Source organism: Enterobacter chinensis (assembly GCF_034008295.1).
Taxonomy (GTDB): Bacteria; Pseudomonadota; Gammaproteobacteria; order Enterobacterales; family Enterobacteriaceae; genus Enterobacter; species Enterobacter chinensis.
This window is the reverse complement of the sequence record NZ_JARDVI010000002.1, coordinates 116,605-136,963: the sequence shown is the minus strand read 5'-3', so window position 1 is coordinate 136,963 and position 20,359 is coordinate 116,605. Positions and strand designations below refer to the sequence as shown.

General features: G+C 53.5%; 18 protein-coding genes and 2 tRNA genes. 4 read left to right on the top strand and 16 right to left on the bottom strand.

All coding sequences use genetic code 11. The features are described from left to right. The first annotated feature begins 57 nt into the window (after positions 1-57). Positions 58-145, top strand: a tRNA-Ser gene (locus tag PYW49_RS05635). Between the two features lie 290 nt (positions 146-435). After that, a complete protein-coding gene (locus PYW49_RS05630; RefSeq protein WP_320385930.1) occupies positions 436-693 on the top strand; it encodes a YjhX family toxin in 258 nt (85 codons plus the stop codon). A 44-nt stretch (positions 694-737) separates the two neighbouring features. Here the strand turns inward: PYW49_RS05630 and PYW49_RS05625 are convergent, their stop codons facing one another. From PYW49_RS05625 to PYW49_RS05600, 6 genes are all read right to left on the bottom strand, one after another. Further along, complete coding sequence (locus tag PYW49_RS05625) at positions 738-1,574, bottom strand: alpha/beta fold hydrolase (protein WP_320385929.1); 837 nt, start codon at positions 1,572-1,574, stop codon at positions 738-740. A 174-nt stretch (positions 1,575-1,748) separates the two neighbouring features. Then, entirely contained in the window at positions 1,749-2,777 is a 1,029-nt protein-coding gene (locus PYW49_RS05620) for a diguanylate cyclase domain-containing protein (RefSeq protein WP_320385928.1), read from the bottom strand. Positions 2,778-2,923: 146 nt separating this feature from the next. Next, positions 2,924-3,142 carry an acyl carrier protein gene (locus PYW49_RS05615; RefSeq protein ID WP_008499867.1) on the bottom strand — a complete coding sequence of 73 codons (219 nt, stop codon included), beginning with the start codon at positions 3,140-3,142 and terminating at the stop codon, positions 2,924-2,926. A 17-nt stretch (positions 3,143-3,159) separates the two neighbouring features. Further along, positions 3,160-4,593, bottom strand: coding sequence for an AMP-binding protein (locus PYW49_RS05610; protein ID WP_134349185.1), 1,434 nt, complete (start codon positions 4,591-4,593; stop codon positions 3,160-3,162). Then, positions 4,590-5,708 carry an MBOAT family O-acyltransferase gene (locus PYW49_RS05605; RefSeq protein WP_320386305.1) on the bottom strand — a complete coding sequence of 373 codons (1,119 nt, stop codon included), beginning with the start codon at positions 5,706-5,708 and terminating at the stop codon, positions 4,590-4,592. Before PYW49_RS05605 ends, PYW49_RS05610 begins: the two co-directional genes overlap by 4 nt. A gap of 128 nt (positions 5,709-5,836) precedes the next feature. Beyond that, positions 5,837-6,973, bottom strand: a complete 1,137-nt coding sequence (locus PYW49_RS05600; RefSeq protein WP_134349392.1) for a D-alanyl-lipoteichoic acid biosynthesis protein DltD — start codon at positions 6,971-6,973, stop codon at positions 5,837-5,839. Positions 6,974-7,251: 278 nt separating this feature from the next. Between PYW49_RS05600 and PYW49_RS05595 the strand changes: the two genes are divergently transcribed. Both PYW49_RS05595 and PYW49_RS05590 read left to right on the top strand, forming a co-directional pair. Then, a tRNA-Ser gene (locus tag PYW49_RS05595) sits at positions 7,252-7,339 on the top strand. A 463-nt stretch (positions 7,340-7,802) separates the two neighbouring features. Beyond that, positions 7,803-8,708 carry a LysR substrate-binding domain-containing protein gene (locus PYW49_RS05590; RefSeq protein ID WP_134349391.1) on the top strand — a complete coding sequence of 302 codons (906 nt, stop codon included), beginning with the start codon at positions 7,803-7,805 and terminating at the stop codon, positions 8,706-8,708. A 47-nt stretch (positions 8,709-8,755) separates the two neighbouring features. Here the strand turns inward: PYW49_RS05590 and cobO are convergent, their stop codons facing one another. From cobO to glmS, 10 genes are all read right to left on the bottom strand, one after another. After that, positions 8,756-9,358 carry a cob(I)yrinic acid a,c-diamide adenosyltransferase gene (cobO, locus tag PYW49_RS05585; protein WP_134349184.1) on the bottom strand — a complete coding sequence of 201 codons (603 nt, stop codon included), beginning with the start codon at positions 9,356-9,358 and terminating at the stop codon, positions 8,756-8,758. 9 nt (positions 9,359-9,367) lie between these two features. Next, the gene (locus PYW49_RS05580; protein ID WP_320385927.1) at positions 9,368-11,020 is read right to left on the bottom strand and encodes a class I fumarate hydratase; all 1,653 of its coding nucleotides are present in this window, start codon (positions 11,018-11,020) and stop codon (positions 9,368-9,370) included. Between the two features lie 82 nt (positions 11,021-11,102). Further along, positions 11,103-12,104 carry a glutaminase A gene (gene glsA, locus PYW49_RS05575; RefSeq protein WP_320385926.1) on the bottom strand — a complete coding sequence of 334 codons (1,002 nt, stop codon included), beginning with the start codon at positions 12,102-12,104 and terminating at the stop codon, positions 11,103-11,105. 54 nt (positions 12,105-12,158) lie between these two features. Then, complete coding sequence (locus PYW49_RS05570) at positions 12,159-13,451, bottom strand: dicarboxylate/amino acid:cation symporter (protein WP_320385925.1); 1,293 nt, start codon at positions 13,449-13,451, stop codon at positions 12,159-12,161. Positions 13,452-13,616: 165 nt separating this feature from the next. Next, on the bottom strand, positions 13,617-13,934 hold the full coding sequence (locus PYW49_RS05565) for a DUF4387 domain-containing protein (RefSeq protein WP_320385924.1): 318 nt from the start codon (positions 13,932-13,934) through the stop codon (positions 13,617-13,619). Then, positions 13,931-15,301, bottom strand: a complete 1,371-nt coding sequence (locus tag PYW49_RS05560; protein WP_134349179.1) for an acyclic terpene utilization AtuA family protein — start codon at positions 15,299-15,301, stop codon at positions 13,931-13,933. Before PYW49_RS05560 ends, PYW49_RS05565 begins: the two co-directional genes overlap by 4 nt. A 3-nt stretch (positions 15,302-15,304) precedes the next feature. Further along, positions 15,305-16,546 carry a methylaspartate ammonia-lyase gene (locus PYW49_RS05555; RefSeq protein ID WP_320385923.1) on the bottom strand — a complete coding sequence of 414 codons (1,242 nt, stop codon included), beginning with the start codon at positions 16,544-16,546 and terminating at the stop codon, positions 15,305-15,307. Next, positions 16,546-17,991, bottom strand: a complete 1,446-nt coding sequence (locus tag PYW49_RS05550) for a methylaspartate mutase subunit E (RefSeq protein ID WP_320385922.1) — start codon at positions 17,989-17,991, stop codon at positions 16,546-16,548. Before PYW49_RS05550 ends, PYW49_RS05555 begins: the two co-directional genes overlap by 1 nt. 18 nt (positions 17,992-18,009) lie before the next feature. Next, a complete protein-coding gene (gene glmL, locus PYW49_RS05545) occupies positions 18,010-19,398 on the bottom strand; it encodes a methylaspartate mutase accessory protein GlmL (RefSeq protein ID WP_320385921.1) in 1,389 nt (462 codons plus the stop codon). Continuing rightward, positions 19,398-19,847, bottom strand: a complete 450-nt coding sequence (glmS, locus tag PYW49_RS05540) for a methylaspartate mutase subunit S (RefSeq protein ID WP_134349176.1) — start codon at positions 19,845-19,847, stop codon at positions 19,398-19,400. The genes glmL and glmS overlap by 1 nt, the downstream gene beginning before the upstream one ends. Positions 19,848-20,359: the final 512 nt, after the last annotated feature.

Genomic DNA, 20,359 nt, shown 5'->3' with positions numbered 1-20,359 from the left:
ACGAGTGCAGCCACTCTTTACAGCACGCGGTGAGGTGTTTATAGTTCGCCTCACTTAGGAAGCGTGGCCGAGCGGTTGAAGGCACCGGTCTTGAAAACCGGCGACCCGAAAGGGTTCTAGAGTTCGAATCTCTACGCTTCCGCCAAACATAAACCCCAGGTTACTCGTTAACCTGGGGTTTTTCTTTTGGATTGAACGATCCGATTCACACTTTTAAACCCCCGCTATTCCCCTGTAAAAACCAGGTGTTATCATTCAGCCCGTAAATATCTTTTCATCTCTCACCGAGGCTTTGATGCTGGAGAATGTTTTCATCAGATAATCAGTTTCCCGCTCTTTTCAGGACGGACTGGTTATCGCTGCGCTTAAACCTTACGCACGCACCTGCGGGTGTGGGCTCGTTTTTACGCATGATGATTACACAGGTTTTCCAGTATGAATTTATCCCGTCAGGAACAACGTACCTTACACGTTCTCGCCAAAGGTGGACGTATTGTGCACGTCCGCGACAGTTCTGGCCGCGTCACGTCCGTTGAGTGCTACACCCGTGAAGGGCTGGTGCTGAGCGACTGCACGCTTAACGTCTTCAAAAAACTCCGCACCAAAAAGCTGATCCGATCCGTTAACGGGCAGCCTTACCGCATCAATACCACCGGGCTGAACAACGTTCGCTCCCAGCTGGATAATCGCTAAGCGGAATAAACAACGCCACCCTCGGGTGGCGTTGAACGTGACGTCTAAGAGCGGATAAAGGCCAGAATGTCCGCGTTGATGGTATCCGCATGGGTGGTATGCATCCCGTGTGGGAAGCCCGGATAAATTTTCAGTACGCTGTTCGCCAGCAGCTTGTCCTGCAGAAGGGCGGCGTTTTTATACGGCACGACCTGATCGTCGTCGCCCTGCAACACCAGAACGGGAACCGTGATGGTTTTCAAATCTTCCGTCTGGTCGGTTTCTGAAAACGCCTTAATCCCCTCATAGTGAGCTTTGGCGCTCCCGATCATCCCCTGACGCCACCAGTTCTGGATCGTACCCTGCGAAATGTCGGCTCCGTCCCGATTAAAACCGTAGAAAGGACCGCTGGCGACGTCGAGGTAAAACTGGGCGCGGTTAGCCGCCAGCGCTTTGCGGAAGCCGTCGAAAACCTCGATAGGCGTTCCGCCGGGGTTAGCATCCGTTTTTACCATCAAAGGCGGTACGGCACTGACGAGCACCGCTTTGGCGACGCGCCCCTGCGGTTGGCCGTACTGCGCAACATAGCGGGCGACCTGGCCGCCGCCGGTGGAGTGACCGACGTGCACGGCATTACGTAAGTCCAGGCTTTCAACCACGGCCGACGCATCGGACGCATAATGATCCATATCGTGGCCTTCACTCACCTGGTCTGAACGTCCATGACCACGGCGATCGATAGCGATAACACGATAACCTTCCGCAAGGAAGAAGAGCATCTGGTTATCCCAGTCATCGGCACTCAACGGCCAGCCATGGTGGAAAACAATGGGTTGAGCCTCTTTTGGACCCCAGTCTTTGTAGTAAATATTGACGCCATCTTTCGTTGTTACGAATGCCATACCGCAGACTCCTCTGTTAAAGGCAAAGCGATCGCCAGCTGAGCGCACAGCAAATCATAATGCCTTAATTAAGTTGGCTTTTTTCTGTTTCCCGTACCGACAGTACCCCTAAAGTGTAGGAGAAACAGGAAAAGCAGTTGGTTTCATTCCTGTTAAAGGCATTCATAAACCCTGTCACCGTTCCCCCGGCGTTACCCGCTTACGGGTATACATTGCCTTGTCTGCGCTATTGAGCAACGTATCGGCATCGACAGCGTCATGAGGAAAATGTGCGATGCCAATACTGCCGGAGATGGTAATTACCTGCTCGTTAATCAAAAAAGACTGTGCCAGCGCAGCGCTGACCTTTTCCGCCGTTTGTAGAGGTAATGGATCGCTGGTCGTTAAATCGGGGAGCAGGGCGACAAACTCATCGCCGCCGAGGCGGGCAACCGTGTCACCTTCGCGCAGTACGCTTTGCAGACGAAATGCCACCAGCCGCAACAACTCATCACCGACGGCATGACCGTGGAGATCGTTCACCGGTTTAAACCGGTCGAGGTCGATAAACAGCAGTGCCACTTCCCGGTCGTTGGCGATAGCCTGTGTGATTGCCTGCTCCAGACGGTTAACGAATAATCTCCGGTTCGGTAACCCCGTCAGGGCATCAAAGTTGGCGTGCAGCCAGGCGATATGTTCACGCTGTTTGCGATCGGTAATATCGCGGATAAATGCCGAAAATATTTGCTTACCGGCTTGTTGGTGTGGCCATATCGACAGCTCAATAGGGAACTCACCTTTGGTGCGATGCAGCGCAGCGATCTCGATAGTGCGGTTGAGAATATTCGACGGTTGGGCGGCCTTAAAGCGCTTCAGGCCTCGCGCGTGCTGCTCACGAAATTCTTCGGGTACGATCATATTGCCAAGACTGTTGCCTATCGCTTCTTCGGCTGACCAGCCGAACATGCGTTCTGCCGCCTGGTTCCAGTTCACTACGATCCCGGCATGATCGATGGTGATCACTGCATCCTGTGCGGTCTCAACCAGCTGGCGATGGTACTCTTCACTCTCTTCCAGTGCCCGCTTCATTGACTCAATCTGGCTGATGCTCTCCTGCAGTTCGCGGTTCATTTCCGCCAGCGAAAGGGAGAAGAAGCGGATCCGTTCTTCAACGGACATATTTTTCATTTCTGAATAGAGGTCGCTGGCGGTACGTGGAGGCATACACTGTTCCTGCCAAAAGGGTTAAGCACTTATCAATTATGGTGCTTTAGATAACTTTTTGTACCTGGATTGTGGCTGGACAGCGGTAGGGGGCTTACAGGTAATCTGGAAACGGGCTCTGGAGCATGCCTCCAGAGCCTTACGGTTTAGCGGTTTTCTTCAATATAGCGGGCCAGGTCCGCCGGGGTTTTCAGCACCGTTGCCACGTCTGTTGGCGGGATCATACAGCCATAAACGTCCTGCACTTCCAGCACCATATCGACTGCCAGGATGGAGTCGAGAATGTCGGATTCAATCAGTTCATCGTGAAAGCCCACCTTACGGGATAACACTTTTTCGAACAGGGCGAGAATTTCTTGTTCCATAATTTTTCCTGGGGTCATTAATTTGTGCGGGCGTAAGCGTCCAGCAGCTTGCGGTCAATTTTGCCGTTAGGATTCAGCGGCAAAGCGTCTTTTACGATAATTTGTGAAGGCACCATATAGTGTGGAACCACCTTCGACAGCGAGGTTTTGATCGTATCCGGTGCCATATCCGTCACGCAGAACGCGGCAATGCGCAGCACGCTGCCGCAGGATTTCATCAGCGGCAGAACCACCGCTTCATTGATGCCGGATATGGCCAGCAGGCGGTTTTCAATCTCATTGATTTCAATACGGTAGCCATTAAGTTTGACCTGGCTATCGTTGCGGCCCTGGCAATAGATGAGCCCCGCTTCATAACCCAGATCGCCGGTCCGGTAGCCGCGAAACGCTTCATTTTCCCGATGGAGTAATTTTGCTGCGTTCTCCTGGGGCAGGCCGAGGTAGCCGCGCATGACGTTTTTACCCCAGATAATCAGCTCGCCCTCGGCGGAAATTTCCATTTTGCTCTCAGGCATCATGACCCCCACTGGCAGCACGGCGCTGTCGCCGTTGAGGATCTCATCCGTTATCTCAACCACGGTTGTCGCGATGGTCGCTTCCGTTGGGCCATAGGAGTTAATGATTTTGGCCTGCGGGAAACGGCGGCGTAGCTGTTTAACCAGCGCTTTATTGAGTACTTCACCAATGAAGATAAAGACATTGAGCGCAGGTAAATACTCGCTGTTGAACTGCGGGGAAAGCAGCTGCTGGTAAGCAAAAGAGGGGGTAGAAACCCAGGCGGAGACCGCGTTGATTTTCAGTCTATCCAGCCAGTTCGCTTTCTGGATATCGTCTTTGGCGTTCAGCACGATGTGTCCGCCCATCGCCAGATTCGCCAGCAAAGGGATCAGGGAGAGGTCAAAACTGAACACCGCGTGGTTCATCAGCACCGGTTTTTCCGGCAGAGAAAAGTCCTGGCTGACCCATTTCATGAAGTGCCATACGCTCTCACGCCCAATCTGCACGCCTTTAGGTTTGCCAGTACTGCCTGAGGTAAACATGATATAAGCGAGATCCTGTTCCTCCAGCACCTTGCCTGCCTCACCGGTGGCGATGAACTGCCTGGTGTCGACGTCGTAATAATAAGGGGCACTGGCCAGATGGCAGATTTCCCGCAGGCGCTCCTGCGGGTAAATGCAGTCGACCGGGATGTACGGAATGTTGTGCAGCAGACAGCTATAAATCGCCACGGCGAACTCGGCCTGCTGATGACCATACAACACAACCGGGGTGCCCTCGGTGGGCTGGCAGCGACGATAACGCTGCGCCCACTCCGTCACGGCAGAGGAAAGCTGTAGCCAGCTTAAGGCTTCGTCGCTACCGCTGATGGCCAGTTGCTGCGGACAGGCGGGGTCGCATAATGCCGCACGTAAGAAATCCTGCAGTTCCTGAAGATCGGAGTGATTTTTCATAGAGGTGACATTCCACTAAAGATGTAAAGGGATCCCGCAGCGCTTCCCAGCGTCAGAATTCGCCCTAAAAACGCAACAGCCGGATACTGCAATCCCCGGTGTAACGCCGGGCTGCGTTTGGCTGACCACAGCAGCATGTTATGTGCGACAGAAATCGCGCCGAACAGCGCGCCGCTGATGACATAATGGCGTTCCAGGCCATTCCATGCGCCCATGCAGAACAGGGTGCAAAAAATACCGATATTCTGCGCCAGCGTTTTGTTCTGGCGGAAAAAATTGAACTTCATCAGGTTCATATAAACGGGCATAAAGACCACATCGCGTAGCCATTCAGACAGGCTGATGTGGAAGCGTCGCCAGAAATCCTGCGGATTCTTAGCCAGAAGCGGCATATTGAAGTTTGCCGGAATGTTCAGCCCAAATAAGCGGCCTGCGCCGATGGCCATATTGCTGTAACCCGCAAAATCAAAGTAGAGGTAGGCGCTATAGGCGATCGACATCACCACGCCTACGGTCAGCGTAAACGGTTTATGGCTCCACGGCTGCACAACGAACGTGTCGACAAGCATGGCAAACAGGAACTTCTGGATAATGCCGGTAATAATTTGCTCTAACGCCACTAAAAACTGCTCGCGGTTAAGGGCAAATACGGGCTTGCTGACGTCGCTCATCCATGTCCGCCAGCGGTACATTGGGCCGGCCAGGATAATAAAGGGCATAAACAGATAACAGAAATAGTGCAGGAAATTATGATCTTCTTTTTTACTGCGATAGAGCAATACATCCACCGCACGGAACGTCATAAAAGAGAGGCCGATCATTCCCCAGTGGTTATTTAAATGCAGCTTCACTAAAAATAAGGGCAGCAACGTTAAAATGATCGCCTGCCAGGTTTTTAACCAGCCTTTCTCTTTTAAGGTTGCGAGCACATAAAAGCTGACAAATACGGCAGCCGGGACAATATAATCACCCTGAAATATATAGCCCCAGCCGACGGCCGTCAGTAGCGACAGCGCCGATAACCAGGTCAGGCGATGGCGTAATACGCGATTGACCAGCGCAAACACCAGGGCGGATGAAAACAAATAGACAAAAAACATTCCTGAGCTGTACATCATTCGGCCTCAGAACTTTTGATATTCAAAATGCAGCTGCATACTCATGCTGTCATCGACAGAGGTCCACGCGACGATGGTGATCGCCAGCAGGAGATAAAGGAAAAAAAGACGGATCGCAATTTTCATTATTTAAAACTCTGTGCAATAAAGCGAATCATAGGAACCCAGGCCAGTTCGGAAGGATGTAAACGATCCCAGTTCCAGCCATTCTGATAAGGCATTGCGTACATATCTAAATAAGGGATCTGGTTGTCTTCCAGAATGGTTTTAATTTGCTTATCCACCGGGCGGAAAGTATCGGTATTGTAAAGCGCCCACGGGTTAACCGGGTCGACGATAGCAATGACCTGCACGTGACGGTCTTTCAGCAGCTGGACGGTTTTCCTGAACGCGGCGATTTGCGCAGGCACTACCGGCGTGTCATCCCACTGTTGCGGCTTACCGTCCTCCTCGTAAATCGTTTTGTCCATCCACAGGGTGGCCGCGCTCTGCTGGCGTTTTTTATTTAACTCGCGCGCATTCGCCAGCTCTTTATCCCAGTCAGGGACAATGTGGGTGGTTGGCTGCTGCGGCCAGGGCTGTACCGTCTGGGGCGTGACGTGCAGCAGCGCCAGCCAGTCGTTTTTGATCATGGTGCAGACGTTCGCAAACTGGAAACTCAGCTCGTCCCACATCAGATCGGGGTGCCAGCCAAAGACACGCATTTGGCCAAAGGTTAAATGGCTTATCTCTTTAGCATCAATATGCTTTAAGTAATTAACCAGTATCGGGCGCGCCTGCGGATCCTTCATCAGAGGATTAAAAATGGAGCCTGGGAAATTATCTGCATAGATAGCCGGTGGCAGACCTTTTGAGTAAAAGCTGTCAGGTGCCAGAAGCAAAACAACTTTACTGTTTGCGTTAAGGCTATTTTTAAAACGTGAGAACAGTAAAAATTGCGTTTCGTCATCGACAAACGCATCGCCATACGCCACGACGGGTTTGTGCAATTGCTTATTAAAGTAGTTATATACAGCGTAATGTTCATCTTCTGAGGTGGCAACCTCAGACGCGCCAATGAAGAAAATAGCATTCCCGTCCAGAGCATGAGAAATGGTGGCAATTTTTTCCGCTTGTTCTTTCGGCGTGCCCGCCATTGATTTAATCAGCGGCTGGAAAGTGAGGGGCGGATCGAAGCTCGTCACCAGCGGGTGAACACACAGGAACAAAATGGCCAGGGTCGCCATCAGGATATGTAAGCAAAGCGTATTTTTGATTTTCATCATCAACCAGTAACACTGCATGGCAGTAATTTCTAAAATCTGTAGGCACTCAGATTTATAACAATTACACAACAAATGGCCGTCTATTTTTGTGGCATTCTATACCAGAGCGATTTAAAAGGATGAGCGTTGCTGTGTTACGGTATGTACAAGGGCGCAGAGAGGGATGTGAGGTAAGCGTGCGGGTGACTTTTTGCGCAGTCAAACGGCTGTGGGTAAAAATAGAAAAATTCCTGCTTTACAAGGCGCTAATAGATGTTTATAGTGCGCCTCACTTTGGAAGCGTGGCCGAGCGGTTGAAGGCACCGGTCTTGAAAACCGGCGACCCGAAAGGGTTCTAGAGTTCGAATCTCTACGCTTCCGCCAAATTCGAAACCCAGGTCGTTATGCGACCTGGGTTTTTTGTTTTGAGCCGGTTTCAGCATGTATGCTGAAGAGACGCTGAAACGGCGTTCTGGCATCCGTCCCGCTGGTGCGCCTGTTATCAAAAGGACACGCAAAACCCTGCTCTATTTTTTAGCACAACGTTTTGTTTTATATTTTTTAACGTCCTGCACTATGCTATTCCGGTTTTTAATGGCCATACGGTTTTTCGTATAATAAGACGCTGTCTCCACTACGTAAGACACAAAAGAGAACAGGTTCTTAATAATCTTTCATGTTTTATTTCATTTTCTGCAAATAGTTTGGCCTGACGCGCAAAACTGATTAAATCATGGTGTGGATCACTGCCGACAGAGTTTAACTAAAATATAATGGCGTTATCGTTCTGAAGCAGGGTTTATTCGCTTCAAAAAATTAGTGTTACCCACCATGAATGGAAGACATGATGAGAGGAAAAATCCCCAAGAGCGAGTTGCTGGTGACGTTCGAAGTTGTAGCGCGTCACGAAAGCTATACCCGCGCGGCAGAAGAGCTGGCGTTAACGCAGAGTGCAGTGTTCAGACAGGTGACGGCCCTGGAAGAATTTTTACACACCTCATTATTCAATCATGCCAAAAAGCGGATTTTTCTGAATGCAGCAGGAAAGCATTATCTAAATATCGTCAAAGAGACGCTTAATAAGCTGGAACGCGATACAAATATGATAATGACCTGGCAACCTGCCGTTCAGGTTGTGGAGCTGGCGGTAAATCCCACCTTCAGCACACATTGGCTGATCCCCAATTTATGGGAGTTTAATAAATTAAATCCTGATATTATTGTCAATATTCACTCGTTGGCTAATATCGGTGATTTTTTAAATCGTGAATACGATGCGGCTATTATGCGCGCAGATTTTTGTCCTCCGTGGTCGGAAGTCGATTATTTATTTGAAGAGGAGATCCTGCCGGTCTGCAGCCGAAGCTTGCTCCCCAGTGCGGAGCAGAAACTAGGGGTTGAGGAGCTGCTAAGGGAGTTTCCGCTGTTACACCAAAGCACTCGCATCAATGGCTGGCAGGAGTGGTTTGCGCTGTCCGGTATCACCAGTCCGGACGTGAATCTTGGCCCGCGTTTTGACCTCCTCTCGATGCTGATTGCCGCAGTACGATCGAATCTTGGTGTCGCGCTGCTTCCCCGCTTCGCTATCCAGCATGACCTGGACTGCGGCGAGATGGTTATCCCCTGTGATGTTCCTATCCGCACCGGCAACCGTTTTATCATGACGTGGCGGGAGGAAAAGGCTCAGTCCCTGCCGTTACAGACTTTCCGCGAATGGTTATTACAAAAATCAGTCGTATCTCCGGTGGAGTAACAATACCGGATGGCGGCTGTGCAGCATGCCATCCGGTACAGACACGCTTACCAGTCAATGCCCTCCTGCGCCTGAATACCGCTGTCAAATGCGTGTTTTACCGGGCGCATTTCGCTGACCGTATCGGCAAGTGCCAGTAACTGCGAGTGACAGCCGCGTCCGGTGACGATCACGGTCTGCTGCACCGGACGGTTCTCAACCGCCGCGATCACCTCCTGAGTATCCAGATAGTGATAAGCCAGCATATAGGTGAGCTCATCCAGAACCACCAGGTCGTAACTCGGATCAGCCAGCATGCGTTTGCTCTCTTGCCACACCGCCGTTGCGGCCTGAATATCCGTCTCCCGGTTTTGTGTTTCCCAGGTAAAGCCGGTGCCCATAATGTGAAACTCGACGCCGAGCGGATGTAGGGTGTTGTATTCGCCATTATCCCACTGGCCTTTAATAAACTGCGCGACGCCCACGGTTTTACCGTGTCCGACGGCACGCGTTGCCGTGCCGAAGGCGGCGGTGGATTTTCCTTTTCCGTTGCCGGTGAAGACGATCAGAATGCCTTTCTTCTCTGTTGCTGCCGCCACGCGGAGATCAACCTGCTCTTTGCGCTTTTGCTGTCGTTGGCGGTGTTTGTCTGCGTTAGCTCGCGCTTCCATAAAGGCTCCTTAATGTCCGGTAGGGCAGGATGCGCAGCGATGCTGCTGCTCAAACTGGCTGAAGAAATTATTCCCTTTGTCATCCACCAGCACAAAGGCGGGCAGATTTTCGACCTCCATCATCCATACCGCTTCCATGCCCAGTTCGGGATACTCAAGGCAGCGCAGGCTTTTCACATACTGCTGCGCCAGCAGTGCCGCCGCACCGCCGATACTGCCGAGGTTGAAGCCGCCGTGCTTATGGCAGGCATCGGTGACCTGCTGGCTGCGGTTACCTTTGGAAAGCATGATCAGGCTCCCACCCGCGGCCTGGAAAGTATCGACGTAGCCGTCCATGCGCCCACCGGTAGTCGGACCGAGGGAGCCGCAGGCCTGATTCTCCGGAGTTTTCGCCGGACCGGCGTAATAGACGATATGGTTTTTCATGTACTCCGGCATCGGTTCGCCGTTATCCAGCCGCGCTTTGATTTTTGCGTGGGCGATATCGCGGGCGACCACGATCGGGCCGCTTAGCGACAGCCGGGTGCCTATCGGCAGGGCGGACATATCGCGCAGGATCTCGCGCAGCGGGCGGTTCAGGTTGATCTGTACGGCTCGGGCGTCGTTATCATCACGGCTTGCCTCCGGGATATATTTCCCTGGGTTATGTTCCAGTTTCTCCAGCCAGATACCGTGCTTGTTGATTTTCGCTTTGATATTGCGGTCGGCGGAGCAGGAGAGCGCCATGGCGACAGGGCAGGAACCGCCGTGGCGCGGCAGGCGGATGACGCGAATATCGTGCGCGAAGTACTTGCCGCCAAACTGGGCGCCGATGCCGAATTCGCGGCTGGCGTTGAGCAGCGTGGCTTCCAGCGCCGTATCGCGGAACGCCTGGCCCAGCTCGTTCCCGCTGATGGGCAGGTTGTCATAATATTTTGTTGAAGCCAGCTTCGCCACCTTCAGCGCTTGGTCTGCAGAGAGGCCGCCGACCACAAAGGCAATGTGATACGGTGGACAGGCCGCGGTACCGAGCGACTTCATCTTCTCAATCAGGAACGCGGTGAGCTTCTCCGGCTGCAGAATGGATTTCGTTTCCTGGAACAGCGCGGCTTTGTTAGCCGAACCGCCGCCTTTATTGACAAACAGGAAGCGATATTCGCTACCCGGCGTGGCGCTGATGTCTATCTGTGCCGGCAGGTTGGTTTGGGTGTTGACCTCGGTATACATGTCCAGCGGTGCGTTTTGCGAGTAGCGCAGGTTACACTCGTTAAACGTGGCGTAAATCCCTTTGCTCAGCGCTTCGGCGTCATCCCCACCTGTCCAGACGTGCTGGCCTTTGCTCGCCACAACGGTGGCCGTGCCGGTATCCTGACAGTTTGGCAGGACGCCTTTTGCCGATACTTCGGCGTTGCGCAGCAGCTGGAGGGCGACATACTTATCGTTACTGCTGGCCTGTGGATCGTGCAGGATGCTGGCTATCTGCTTTAAATGTCCTGCGCGCAGGAAAAATGAGGCTTCATAAAAAGCCTGCTGGGCCAGCAGGGTCAATGCCTCAGGCGCCACCTTAATGACCTCCTCGCCCTCTAACTCCGTCACCGTAACGTGTTGCGTGCTGAGGAGTTCATATTCCGTCGTATCTTGACTCTGAACAAACAGTTCCTGCCAGACAAATGGTTTAGACATAATACTTCTCACTTTGTGGTTGTTTTTGCCGGGCATTGGCGCAGCTGCCGCGCCCGGCTTACAAAATCACAGTCGGTTGGGATCAATGTGCTAAAAAGAGATTGGCCTGCGTTGCCTCGGCGACATACGCAATTGTTTGCTGGGCGCGGACGCTATTCCCGGCGGCATCCAGCGGTGGCGAATAGACCGCGATGGCGTATTGTCCAGGCACGATGGCAACCATGCCGCCGCCGACGCCGCTCTTCGCCGGGATCCCAACGGTGTACAGCCATTTGCCGCTGCCGTCGTACAGACCGGCAATTGCCATTTCCGCCAGAACCTGCGGCACGTAGCGTTCATTCAGCAGTTGCTTACCGTTGAAAGGCGATTTGCCCTTGTTCGCCAGCACCGCGCCCATCTTGGCGAGCTGCTCAACGGTGATGTCTACGGAACACTGGCGGGTATAGATCTCGACGGCTTCCTGGGTATCGCCATAAAAGCTGTTGTAGGACGCCATCAGCATCGCCAGGGCCTGGTTATGCTGATTAGTCTCCATTTCTGATTTGAACACCGGTTCGTTGACGGTCAGCGAGGCATCGGCCCACGCGTTCAGGTTATTGAGAATTTTGTTCCAGCGGTCAGTCTTATCTTTCGCCTCAACCAGGCTCACCGCACTCATCGCGCCCGCATTAACCAGCGGGTTTTCCGGCGCACCTTTGGTCAGTTCAACCGCTAAGCCGGAGTTGAAGGGCAGACCGGTCGCGCTGGCGCCAAGTTTATCCAGCACATCCTGCGGACCGCGCTGCTCCATCGCCAGCGCCAGGGTGAAAACTTTGCTCAGCGACTCCATTGGAAACGCTTTTTTCACATCGCCGACCTGGTAAATGTTGCCGTCAACCGTGGCGAGGGTGATGGCGAAATGGTCGGGGCTATAGCTTGCCAGGGCAGGGATGTAGTCGGCGACTTTCCCCTCGTGATTACCTTTAAATTTTTGGTGAGCCTGCTCAAGCAGCTGAGCGTAGTCCGGCGCGGGTTGCGCCAGCGTGGCGGCGCTAAACACCAGGCTGACGGATAAGAGGCTTACGCCGAAAATATTCATCTTCATGGGGCTATCCTGTACATGGGAAGGCGAAAGGCCAACGAGGGTTGGCCTTTGTGATCAATACATGGCGATTTCAGTTTCTGAAGCGGTGCTTTCTTTGGCCGGAACCTTGCCGCGGCAGCCGGCGCCGAAGTGCTCGCCTTCCCAGCGACCGACGATAGCGGCACCCATCGCGTTACTCATCACGTTGGTGGCGGAACGGCCCATGTCGAGGAACGGATCGACGCCCATCAGCAGAATCAGGCCCGCTTCCGGAATATTGAACTGGTTGAGCGTGGCGGCAATAACCACCATCGATGCACGCGGCACGCCCGCCATTCCTTTTGAGGTCAGCATCAGGATCAGCAGCATGGTGATCTGCTCGCCAATGCTCAGTTCGATGTTGCACGCCTGGGCGATAAACACGGTAGCAAACGAACAGTAGGCCATTGAGCCGACCAGGTTAAAGGAGTAGCCGATGGGCAGCACAAAGCTGGCAATCCTGGAGGAGACGCCGAATTTTTCCAGTTTGTTCAGCGTGCCCGGGAAAGCCGCTTCTGAACTTGAGGTCGTAAAGGCCAGCAGCGCAGGTTCGAGGATAGCTTTAGTCAGACGACTGATGCACGGACCGACAATCATCGTGGAGAGGCCAATCAGCATCGCCCACAGCAGGCCGAGCGTCATGTAGAACTCGCCCATGAAAATACCTGCGCTGACCATCACCCCCAGACCGCGTTCGGCAATCAGTCCGGAGATCGCGGCAAATACGGTCAGCGGTGCAAACAGCATGACGTAGCCCGTCAGCTTCAGCATCACATGCACCAGAGAGTCGAGCACCTTAATGATGGGCTCGGCTTTCTCGCCAATGGCCGCCAGGCTACACCCGAGGAAAATCGAGAACACCACGATTTGCAGAATCTCGTTGCGGGCCATGGCATCAACGATGCTGGTCGGTACCGCGTGAGAGATAAACACTTTCAGCGTGAACGGCTCGGACTGAACGGCCGCAACGGCCCCGGCGTCATGGGGAACAAAGTTAATGCCTGTGCCAGGCTGGAAGATGTTGACGATAACCAGTCCCAGCGCGATCGACAGCAGCGAGGCACAAATAAAGAGGAAAAAGGTTTTGGAGAATATACGGCCGAGCGTTTTAGCATCACCCATTTTGGCTATGCCGACCACCAGGGTTGAAATGACCAGTGGGGCGATAATCATTTTCACCATGCGTAAGAATATGGTGGTGAAAATAGAAATATCCTGTGAGTACGATTTTGCTGTATCTGCTGATGCCATATTATTAATGACCACCCCGGCTATCATGCCGAGTATCAAACCTAATATGATCATTTTCGTTAAGCTTATTTTTTTCATGTTTACTCCATCGGATAAAGGTTGGTTAATGTGTAGGGTGGCGTGCGCCTGAGTCCTGACGAACCGCTCAGACGCACGTTTGTTGTGACCAACCGCATGAATTATCTGGAATACAGTGATACAGCAAATATCTATATCCCAATGGACGTTGTTGTATTTGTAGTGTTACAGATCGAACTCGATACTTAATAATGGTGCATGTTGCTGGGCGCCATAAACATCATTGTCACCGACGTTGCCGGAGATAATATCGCGAGGCATGACGATTTTGACCGCATTCGCCGGGTCGAACCAGATAATACGATGTATAAAGTCAGGCTTAACGTTATATAAACGGGCAATAAGCTGCGGCGTTAACTGCTCCGAGGCTTTGACCCGCTGATAGTCTTCATGCGTTTTAAATAAAATATCCAGAACCAGCTCATACGGCCCGGCGTTTTTAGAACGAATGACCTGCGCCAGTGAGCAAATACCGTGTTTCATAACCGAACTCCTTCTGGCGTGACCTGCTCGATGTGGAAATCAAAACGCAGTGCGTCGCTCGCTTCGATCAGGTGATAGATTGAGAACTCATACACCGGACCGCTCTGAATGTCGGAAGGGGAAAACGGGAACGCGAGGTTGCCCGCCGTTGCGATCCGGTTTTCATAGCCGTAATGCAGTAGGGTAGAGCGCACCAGCGAACAGACGCTGTTGGCGATATCCTGCGTGGGCGCGACTACATCCAGCAAAATACCCAGCTCGTGCCCGGCAGACTGCATCGGCTCATGGTTGCCCATCACGCCATTTTTACCGTACAGATGGAACGTCATGCGGATGCTGTCGTCATTCAGCGAGAGATTGCGCTTCACGCTGACCTGGACTTCTTCGAGGATGTTATCGATCCCGGCAATCATGATCGGGTCGCGCGTACCGGCAATGGTCAGGCAGCGGAAGCCGACCCGGCGGGCGCCTTCCAGCTTCAGCGCATACGGCGTTTCTTCGTGGCGGGAACCGCTGACGTACACTTCGCCCTCGTTGACCGCTTTGAAGCTGCACCCTTTCAGGTTCAGAACGCCGCCCGGCCCCGGCAGGAAGTACGGGTCGGATTTCTCATAAAGGGTGTGCGCCGCGGCCGACGTTTCGGTAAATTTACGCTTCGGATTAAACGTTTTCAGCGTAAAGCCATTATCGTCAATGATGCCCATCGCACAGTCGGAGCCGGACCCTGGCGTAGCGGCAATCGCCGCGCACTCAAGGATCTTACCGCAGTGCAGCGCCAGACCCTCATCGAAGCCCTGCATAATAGGCAGTGCGGCAAAGCAGGCCGGATCGTACGCCCGTCCGCCCAGTACCACCTGCGCCCCGGCCGCCAGCGCCCGCTGGAAAGGCTCGATACCCATCTGCGCGACAATATAGGTGCTCTCTTCGATGGCCTCGTGGGTCAGCGCCGGAACGAAATCCAGGGCGGTGATTTTCCCGTTATCCAGCGCCTGATGCACGGTGGCTTTATCGACATCCGACGGGATCAGCGCCATAGAGAATGACAGCTTCTCTTCCTGCGCAATCTCAAGGATTATCTGGCGGCACCACTCCAGATGCGGCGCGGCACCGGACCCACCGGCGGTACCGATCACCACCGGAATGTTGTGCTTAACGCCAGCCACGATCATATAGCGCAGATCGCGTTTTACCCCCGCCCGGTCGGTGAAAGGCTTACCTGCCCCCAGATAGTGGGGGCCCGGGTCGGAAGAGCCCGCGTCAACCGCAATAAGATCCGGCGACGCTTCCATGGCCTTACGAAAACTCTCTTCAGGGAAGCCATAACCCAGGATAGCCGTTGGCGATAAGATCTTAAATGTACGTGCCATCTTTTAATCCTTAGTTTGCAACAGTGCGATGGTGCGGTTCATTTCGTTAAACACGATGTTAAGACCTTCATCGAAGCCCATGCCCGGTTTGATCAGCATGCGCATCGGGCGAGCCGCGAGGGCGACGTGCACGCAGGTGCGGGCGCTGATTTCCGTCTCGTTACAGGTACCGCCCTGATAGGCTTCCATGCCGTGTTTGTTGCAATACAGCACCGCATCAACGATGTTGTGAATACCGCCCAGATCCGGGGTTTTTATCTGCACCATGTGGCAGCTGCCTGCATCGGTGAAGTCCACAATGTCCTGATAGGTGTTACACCACTCATCGGCAACGATTTTCACGCCGGAACCCAGACGCATCAGCTCGTGGGTGATGGCGGTCAGCAGGCGGATCTGATCCGGCTTGTTACCCGCATCCACCGGCCCCTCGATGTACAGCGGCAGGCCCTGGGCCTCTTTTTCGAGGCTGGCGATATACGCGGCGCAACGTACCGGATCCATATCGAAAATCAGACCGATAGTGCCGTACACGTCGATGTGCAGCGTCGGGCGATAGTGCGGGCTGGTGCGCAGGCTTAAGATGCGGTCGGATAACCAGCGCACATACTCACGCAGTTTTTCCCCCTTCAGGCCCAGCTTCTCTTCCACGTTGTTGATAAGCGCATGCGGCAGTACGTCAACGCCTTTGAGGATCATCTTGTCGACGGCGATATAGCGGTCGTCGCCGCTCTGACCAAATAACGGAATGGCTTCCGGGACGCATGGCAGTTGCCATTCATCACAAACAACTTCCGTTTTCAGACGGCCGGTCGCCAGTGCCGCCGCGTCGAGCAGCGCCTGCGACAGGCCATAACGGACGGCGGTATGCAGCAGATGGCCGTCAATACGCAGTTCGTCAAAGAAGCGGGCGTTCGTCAGGAACCGGTCAACGTCACGGCCTTCCAGCAGCGGCTTGATGTGATCGTTGAGGAACGGAATGAAGTGTTCAGCCAGGAACAGCGGATCGCGACCGCCTGCGCCTGAGTATTGCACCGCTGCGCAATCGCCCACCGCCACCGCACCGTTTTCCAGAATCAGCTGTACGGATACGCATTCACCCGCCTGACGAACGGACGTAAATCCAGGCGTTACCGGATTGCCGGTATAGATAAAACCGTCATGCCCGGCGCCGTTTTTGATGGCCTGCTGATCGTCGAAATAGAACGAGGAGTAGCCTGCGGTGAAAAGGGCCTGTTTAATTTTCATTATGGTCTTCCTATTAATTTACTGTGGGATACCGCGTTGATGTCATCAACAACCATCTGGAATGAGGGCTTACGGCCTTCAAAACGCGCGCGCTCGGCGACGTAATCGTGATGCAGGGCGAGGATATCTTTCGGCAGCGGAACCGCGCCGGCCTCCAGCACGCGAATGGCACCGGAGTTATCACGAACCGGCAGAATTTTGCCCGCGTTGCAGGAGGCGGGCGCGAACGGTACGTCCAGCACGCCAGCTTCAAACGCCAGCACCGTTCCGCGCGCGACATCGCCGTTGCCCAACTCGAAGACTTTCTTCAGCACGGCGCGGACTTCGCTCTTAATGAGCTCGACTTCCTGCTCGACGGCGGCACACGGCGGGAATTTCTGATCGCTGACCATGTTGAGCATCTGGCGCGAGGCCTTCAGCCCCTGGGCGTTTGCGGCGGCGGTCGGAATACCGAAGGCTTCGTGCGGGCTCTTGGTGATCACTTTGGTCGCCCCGGACATACCGGCAACCGCTGCGCCCCAGGAGATAATGGCAAACGCTTTCGACTCATCTTCCGGGAAGCCGCCCATCCACTGGTGGAAGACGGTACTCAGCTCGTAATCGTCAAATCCGTGGTTATGGAAATATTCGTGGGACAATTCACGCAGAGCCTGAATCGCGGCGATATCCTGCGTCAGGCTACCGACCTGGCCGTAGCCAACGGTAATTGACTTCACGCCCTGTTCCAGCGCCAGCAGACCTTCGATAATCGCCACCGAGTGGGACACAAACGGCGGGATCAGGGTGCCGGTCAGCGGGCCAAACGGTTCACGGTTAATGCGAATACCTTGTTCTTCATACAGGCCCATCAGGCGGTCACAGTACTGCCAGTCGCGGATGGATTTTTCCAGGGTGACGCGCTTAGCGTACGGAATGTTGTAGGAGATACCGCCGCCTTCATAGCTGGTAAAGCCGCTGGCCATAGCGATCTCCGCCAGCAGGCGCGCATCTGGCGTGCCGTGACGTACCTGAATCGGTTTCTCCAGCGCTTCAGTCATGCGACGGCAGGCGGCGACGCCGTGGTTGACGACCGGTAAGCCGTTAAGTTTGGAGGTGTCCGCTTCGATGGATTTTTGGATCCCTACCGCCGCCTCTTCATAGCGATTCAGACGGGTGTAGGCATCGATGGTGCTGGGCAGCAAATCGCACTCTTCCTGCAGCGTTTTGAGCAGGGCGATGTGTTCATCCATTAGCGCTACGCCTGCGCGCGGCTGGCTCAGGGTTTTACCTTCCTGGTCGGCCTTCAGTAGTGCGTGAGAAAAGCGTTTTTGCTCAGGAATGGTTTGCTGGTACTTCACGCCATCTTCGAAGTTCTCAACGTCCTTGCCGGTATGCCAGGTTTGCAAGACCTGTTGCCGCTCAGTCATGAATTCGTCATGGGTTAGCTTTTTATTTCGAAGTTCCATTCGTTGCTGCCTTAGGTTTTATAGGGTTAAACAATGAATACTGGTGCGAGCCGCCGCCTGCGGGTCCAGCCTGGCGACATTCGCCAGCAGAGGAAGCAGACCTTTTGCATCGCGGTAATAGTCAAACTGCCCAGGTAAAAGAACGCGTCTGCTGCTGTCGTCCAGCTCTCGGTACTTCAGCCAGCGATGAACATCGAACTGGCTGGCGCGGGAGAGCCACCCTCCGGAGCCCACCACTTTGCGCACGGTGGTCAGATCGCGCCCCGTCTGCAAATCGACGTTGCCTACGCAGGTACAAACCTGTTTTTTGGTGCCCGCATGGCGCTCGCTGGCGTACCCAACGCACAGCCCGGCCAGCAGCGTGTCGAAATGCTTTTCTTCTTCGGTGACAGGCAGATAGTCCGGATGTGCGACCAGATGGCGCAGATAGCCATAAAAAGCTTCCTGGCGCTGAGGCTGCTGGGCGAACACCACGTTCACCAGTTCCTGTGTACTTTCGCCGACTACCATCGCCGAGACGCGCATGCCGAGGTCTCCCTCTACGGTGCGTTTCACAAACGGCTCAGGCACGCCGTGCAGAACGGTATCCGGGGAGAGCATGTTGGCGCTGGCGGAATAGACGTCGGTGGTGGCACCGCCCATGTCGATCAGCATGAATTCTTTCCACGCGCTGTCGACATCGCTGATCGCTTTCACCAGCTCGTAGACGGTCCACGGTGTGGGCATCGGCTCTTCGCCGGTTTCCCCGACGATAACGTCCAGTCCTTTCCCCTTCACGATGCGGGACAGAAAGACATCGCAGATGGCCTTGCGGGCGGCATACGGATTCGGGTGATCGAGGTCAGGCAAAACGTTGTCGACCACGATCAGATCCTTGTGGCCAAGAATGGCCTGCACGTCGTCCTGAATATCGCGATTTCCGGCGTAGATAATGGCGCAATCCAGCTTTGACGCTGCCAGCGCGCGGGCATTGGCAAGACCGTAGCTCTCTTCTCCTCCGTCCGTACCGCCCGTGAACAGCAGGATGTCCGGCGGGGAGTCCTCCAGCGTCTGGATATCGTGGCGGTTCAGTTTGTAGGAGTAATACTGGGCGATTTTGGCGCCCGCTGAATGGGCAGTGACTTTGGCTGACTCCAGGGTTATCGATGGCACCAGACCCATTGCGGCAACGGCGAGCCCGCCTTTTGCTGACGAAGAGTATTTCAGCGTAACGTCCCCGCTGTTCAGCAAAGGTCGCGCATCGGCAACGTTTAGCACCTGGTTCAGGCTGGTAAAGAAACCTTCTGCCAGATGGTGGGTCGTCGTCGGGGTCAAAACGTGGTTGACCAACGTTAGCCCATCACCCTCCGGCGTGAAGAGCGCGGCTTTGGTCCACGTCGAGCCTATGTCGACAGAGACGATTTGCATCAGAAGCCCTCTTCAAGACAGAGCTCTTCAACGCGCTGACGCTGCTGTATATCGTTCGCCATCAGCTGGCAGACGTCTTCCAGGTCGTGGCTTGGGGCGAAAACGCGGTTGAAGCCCATCTCTTTGAATTTGGCTTCGATGTCGGCAAAATCGTGCTTGCCCACGACCAGATTACCGCCCACAAAAAGCAGAATGTCGCCGATACCGCGTTCGATGCAGCGCTCGCGCAGCCCCAGGCAGTCGATGTCGCCATGGCCGTAGATGGATGACACGACAATAGCATCAGCACCCGTTTCGATGGCCGCATCAATATATTCATCCTGGCTCACCATCACACCAAGATTGATGACGTGAAAATCATGGGAAGTAAAAACGCGGTCCAGAACTTTATTGCCTACCGCATGGCAGTCAGCACCAATGACGCCAATAACAAGTGTTGATTTCTTCATGGGTAATCCTCTGTAGGGCTGATAGTGAAAATAAAGTGGGTATTAAAAACGGTTAATGTACATTGGGTCTGTTAATGGTGTTGGAGTGTGTTTTGAAGATGAAAGGGAAGCAATTGATCTATTTTCAAAAAATCCTTCCAAAAATGATGATGGTAATGGTGCTGCATTTAAAGCTCTTTTGTATCAATCATTTGCGAGTCATTCTTTTTAGGTTTGATATTTATCTGTAAACGTTATTGACAAAACCATTGTAATATTTGTGATCGCGCGCCTGTTTTATTGTCGAAGGTGGTTAATATGTTTTTTTAAGCATAATGGACAAAGCAATAATGTCGTAATGGCAAAGGGAAGGCGGTATTCACTGTTTTATTGATATTGGTCATAAACACCATTCGTAAAATTAAGAAAGAGTGATGAATACATCAAATTTTTGACGTGCAGAGGGGATGTATAATTCAGCGCTAATTTTAATTATCCGCTTTCTTGCGTCTTTAAATATTTAAACCTGAGGA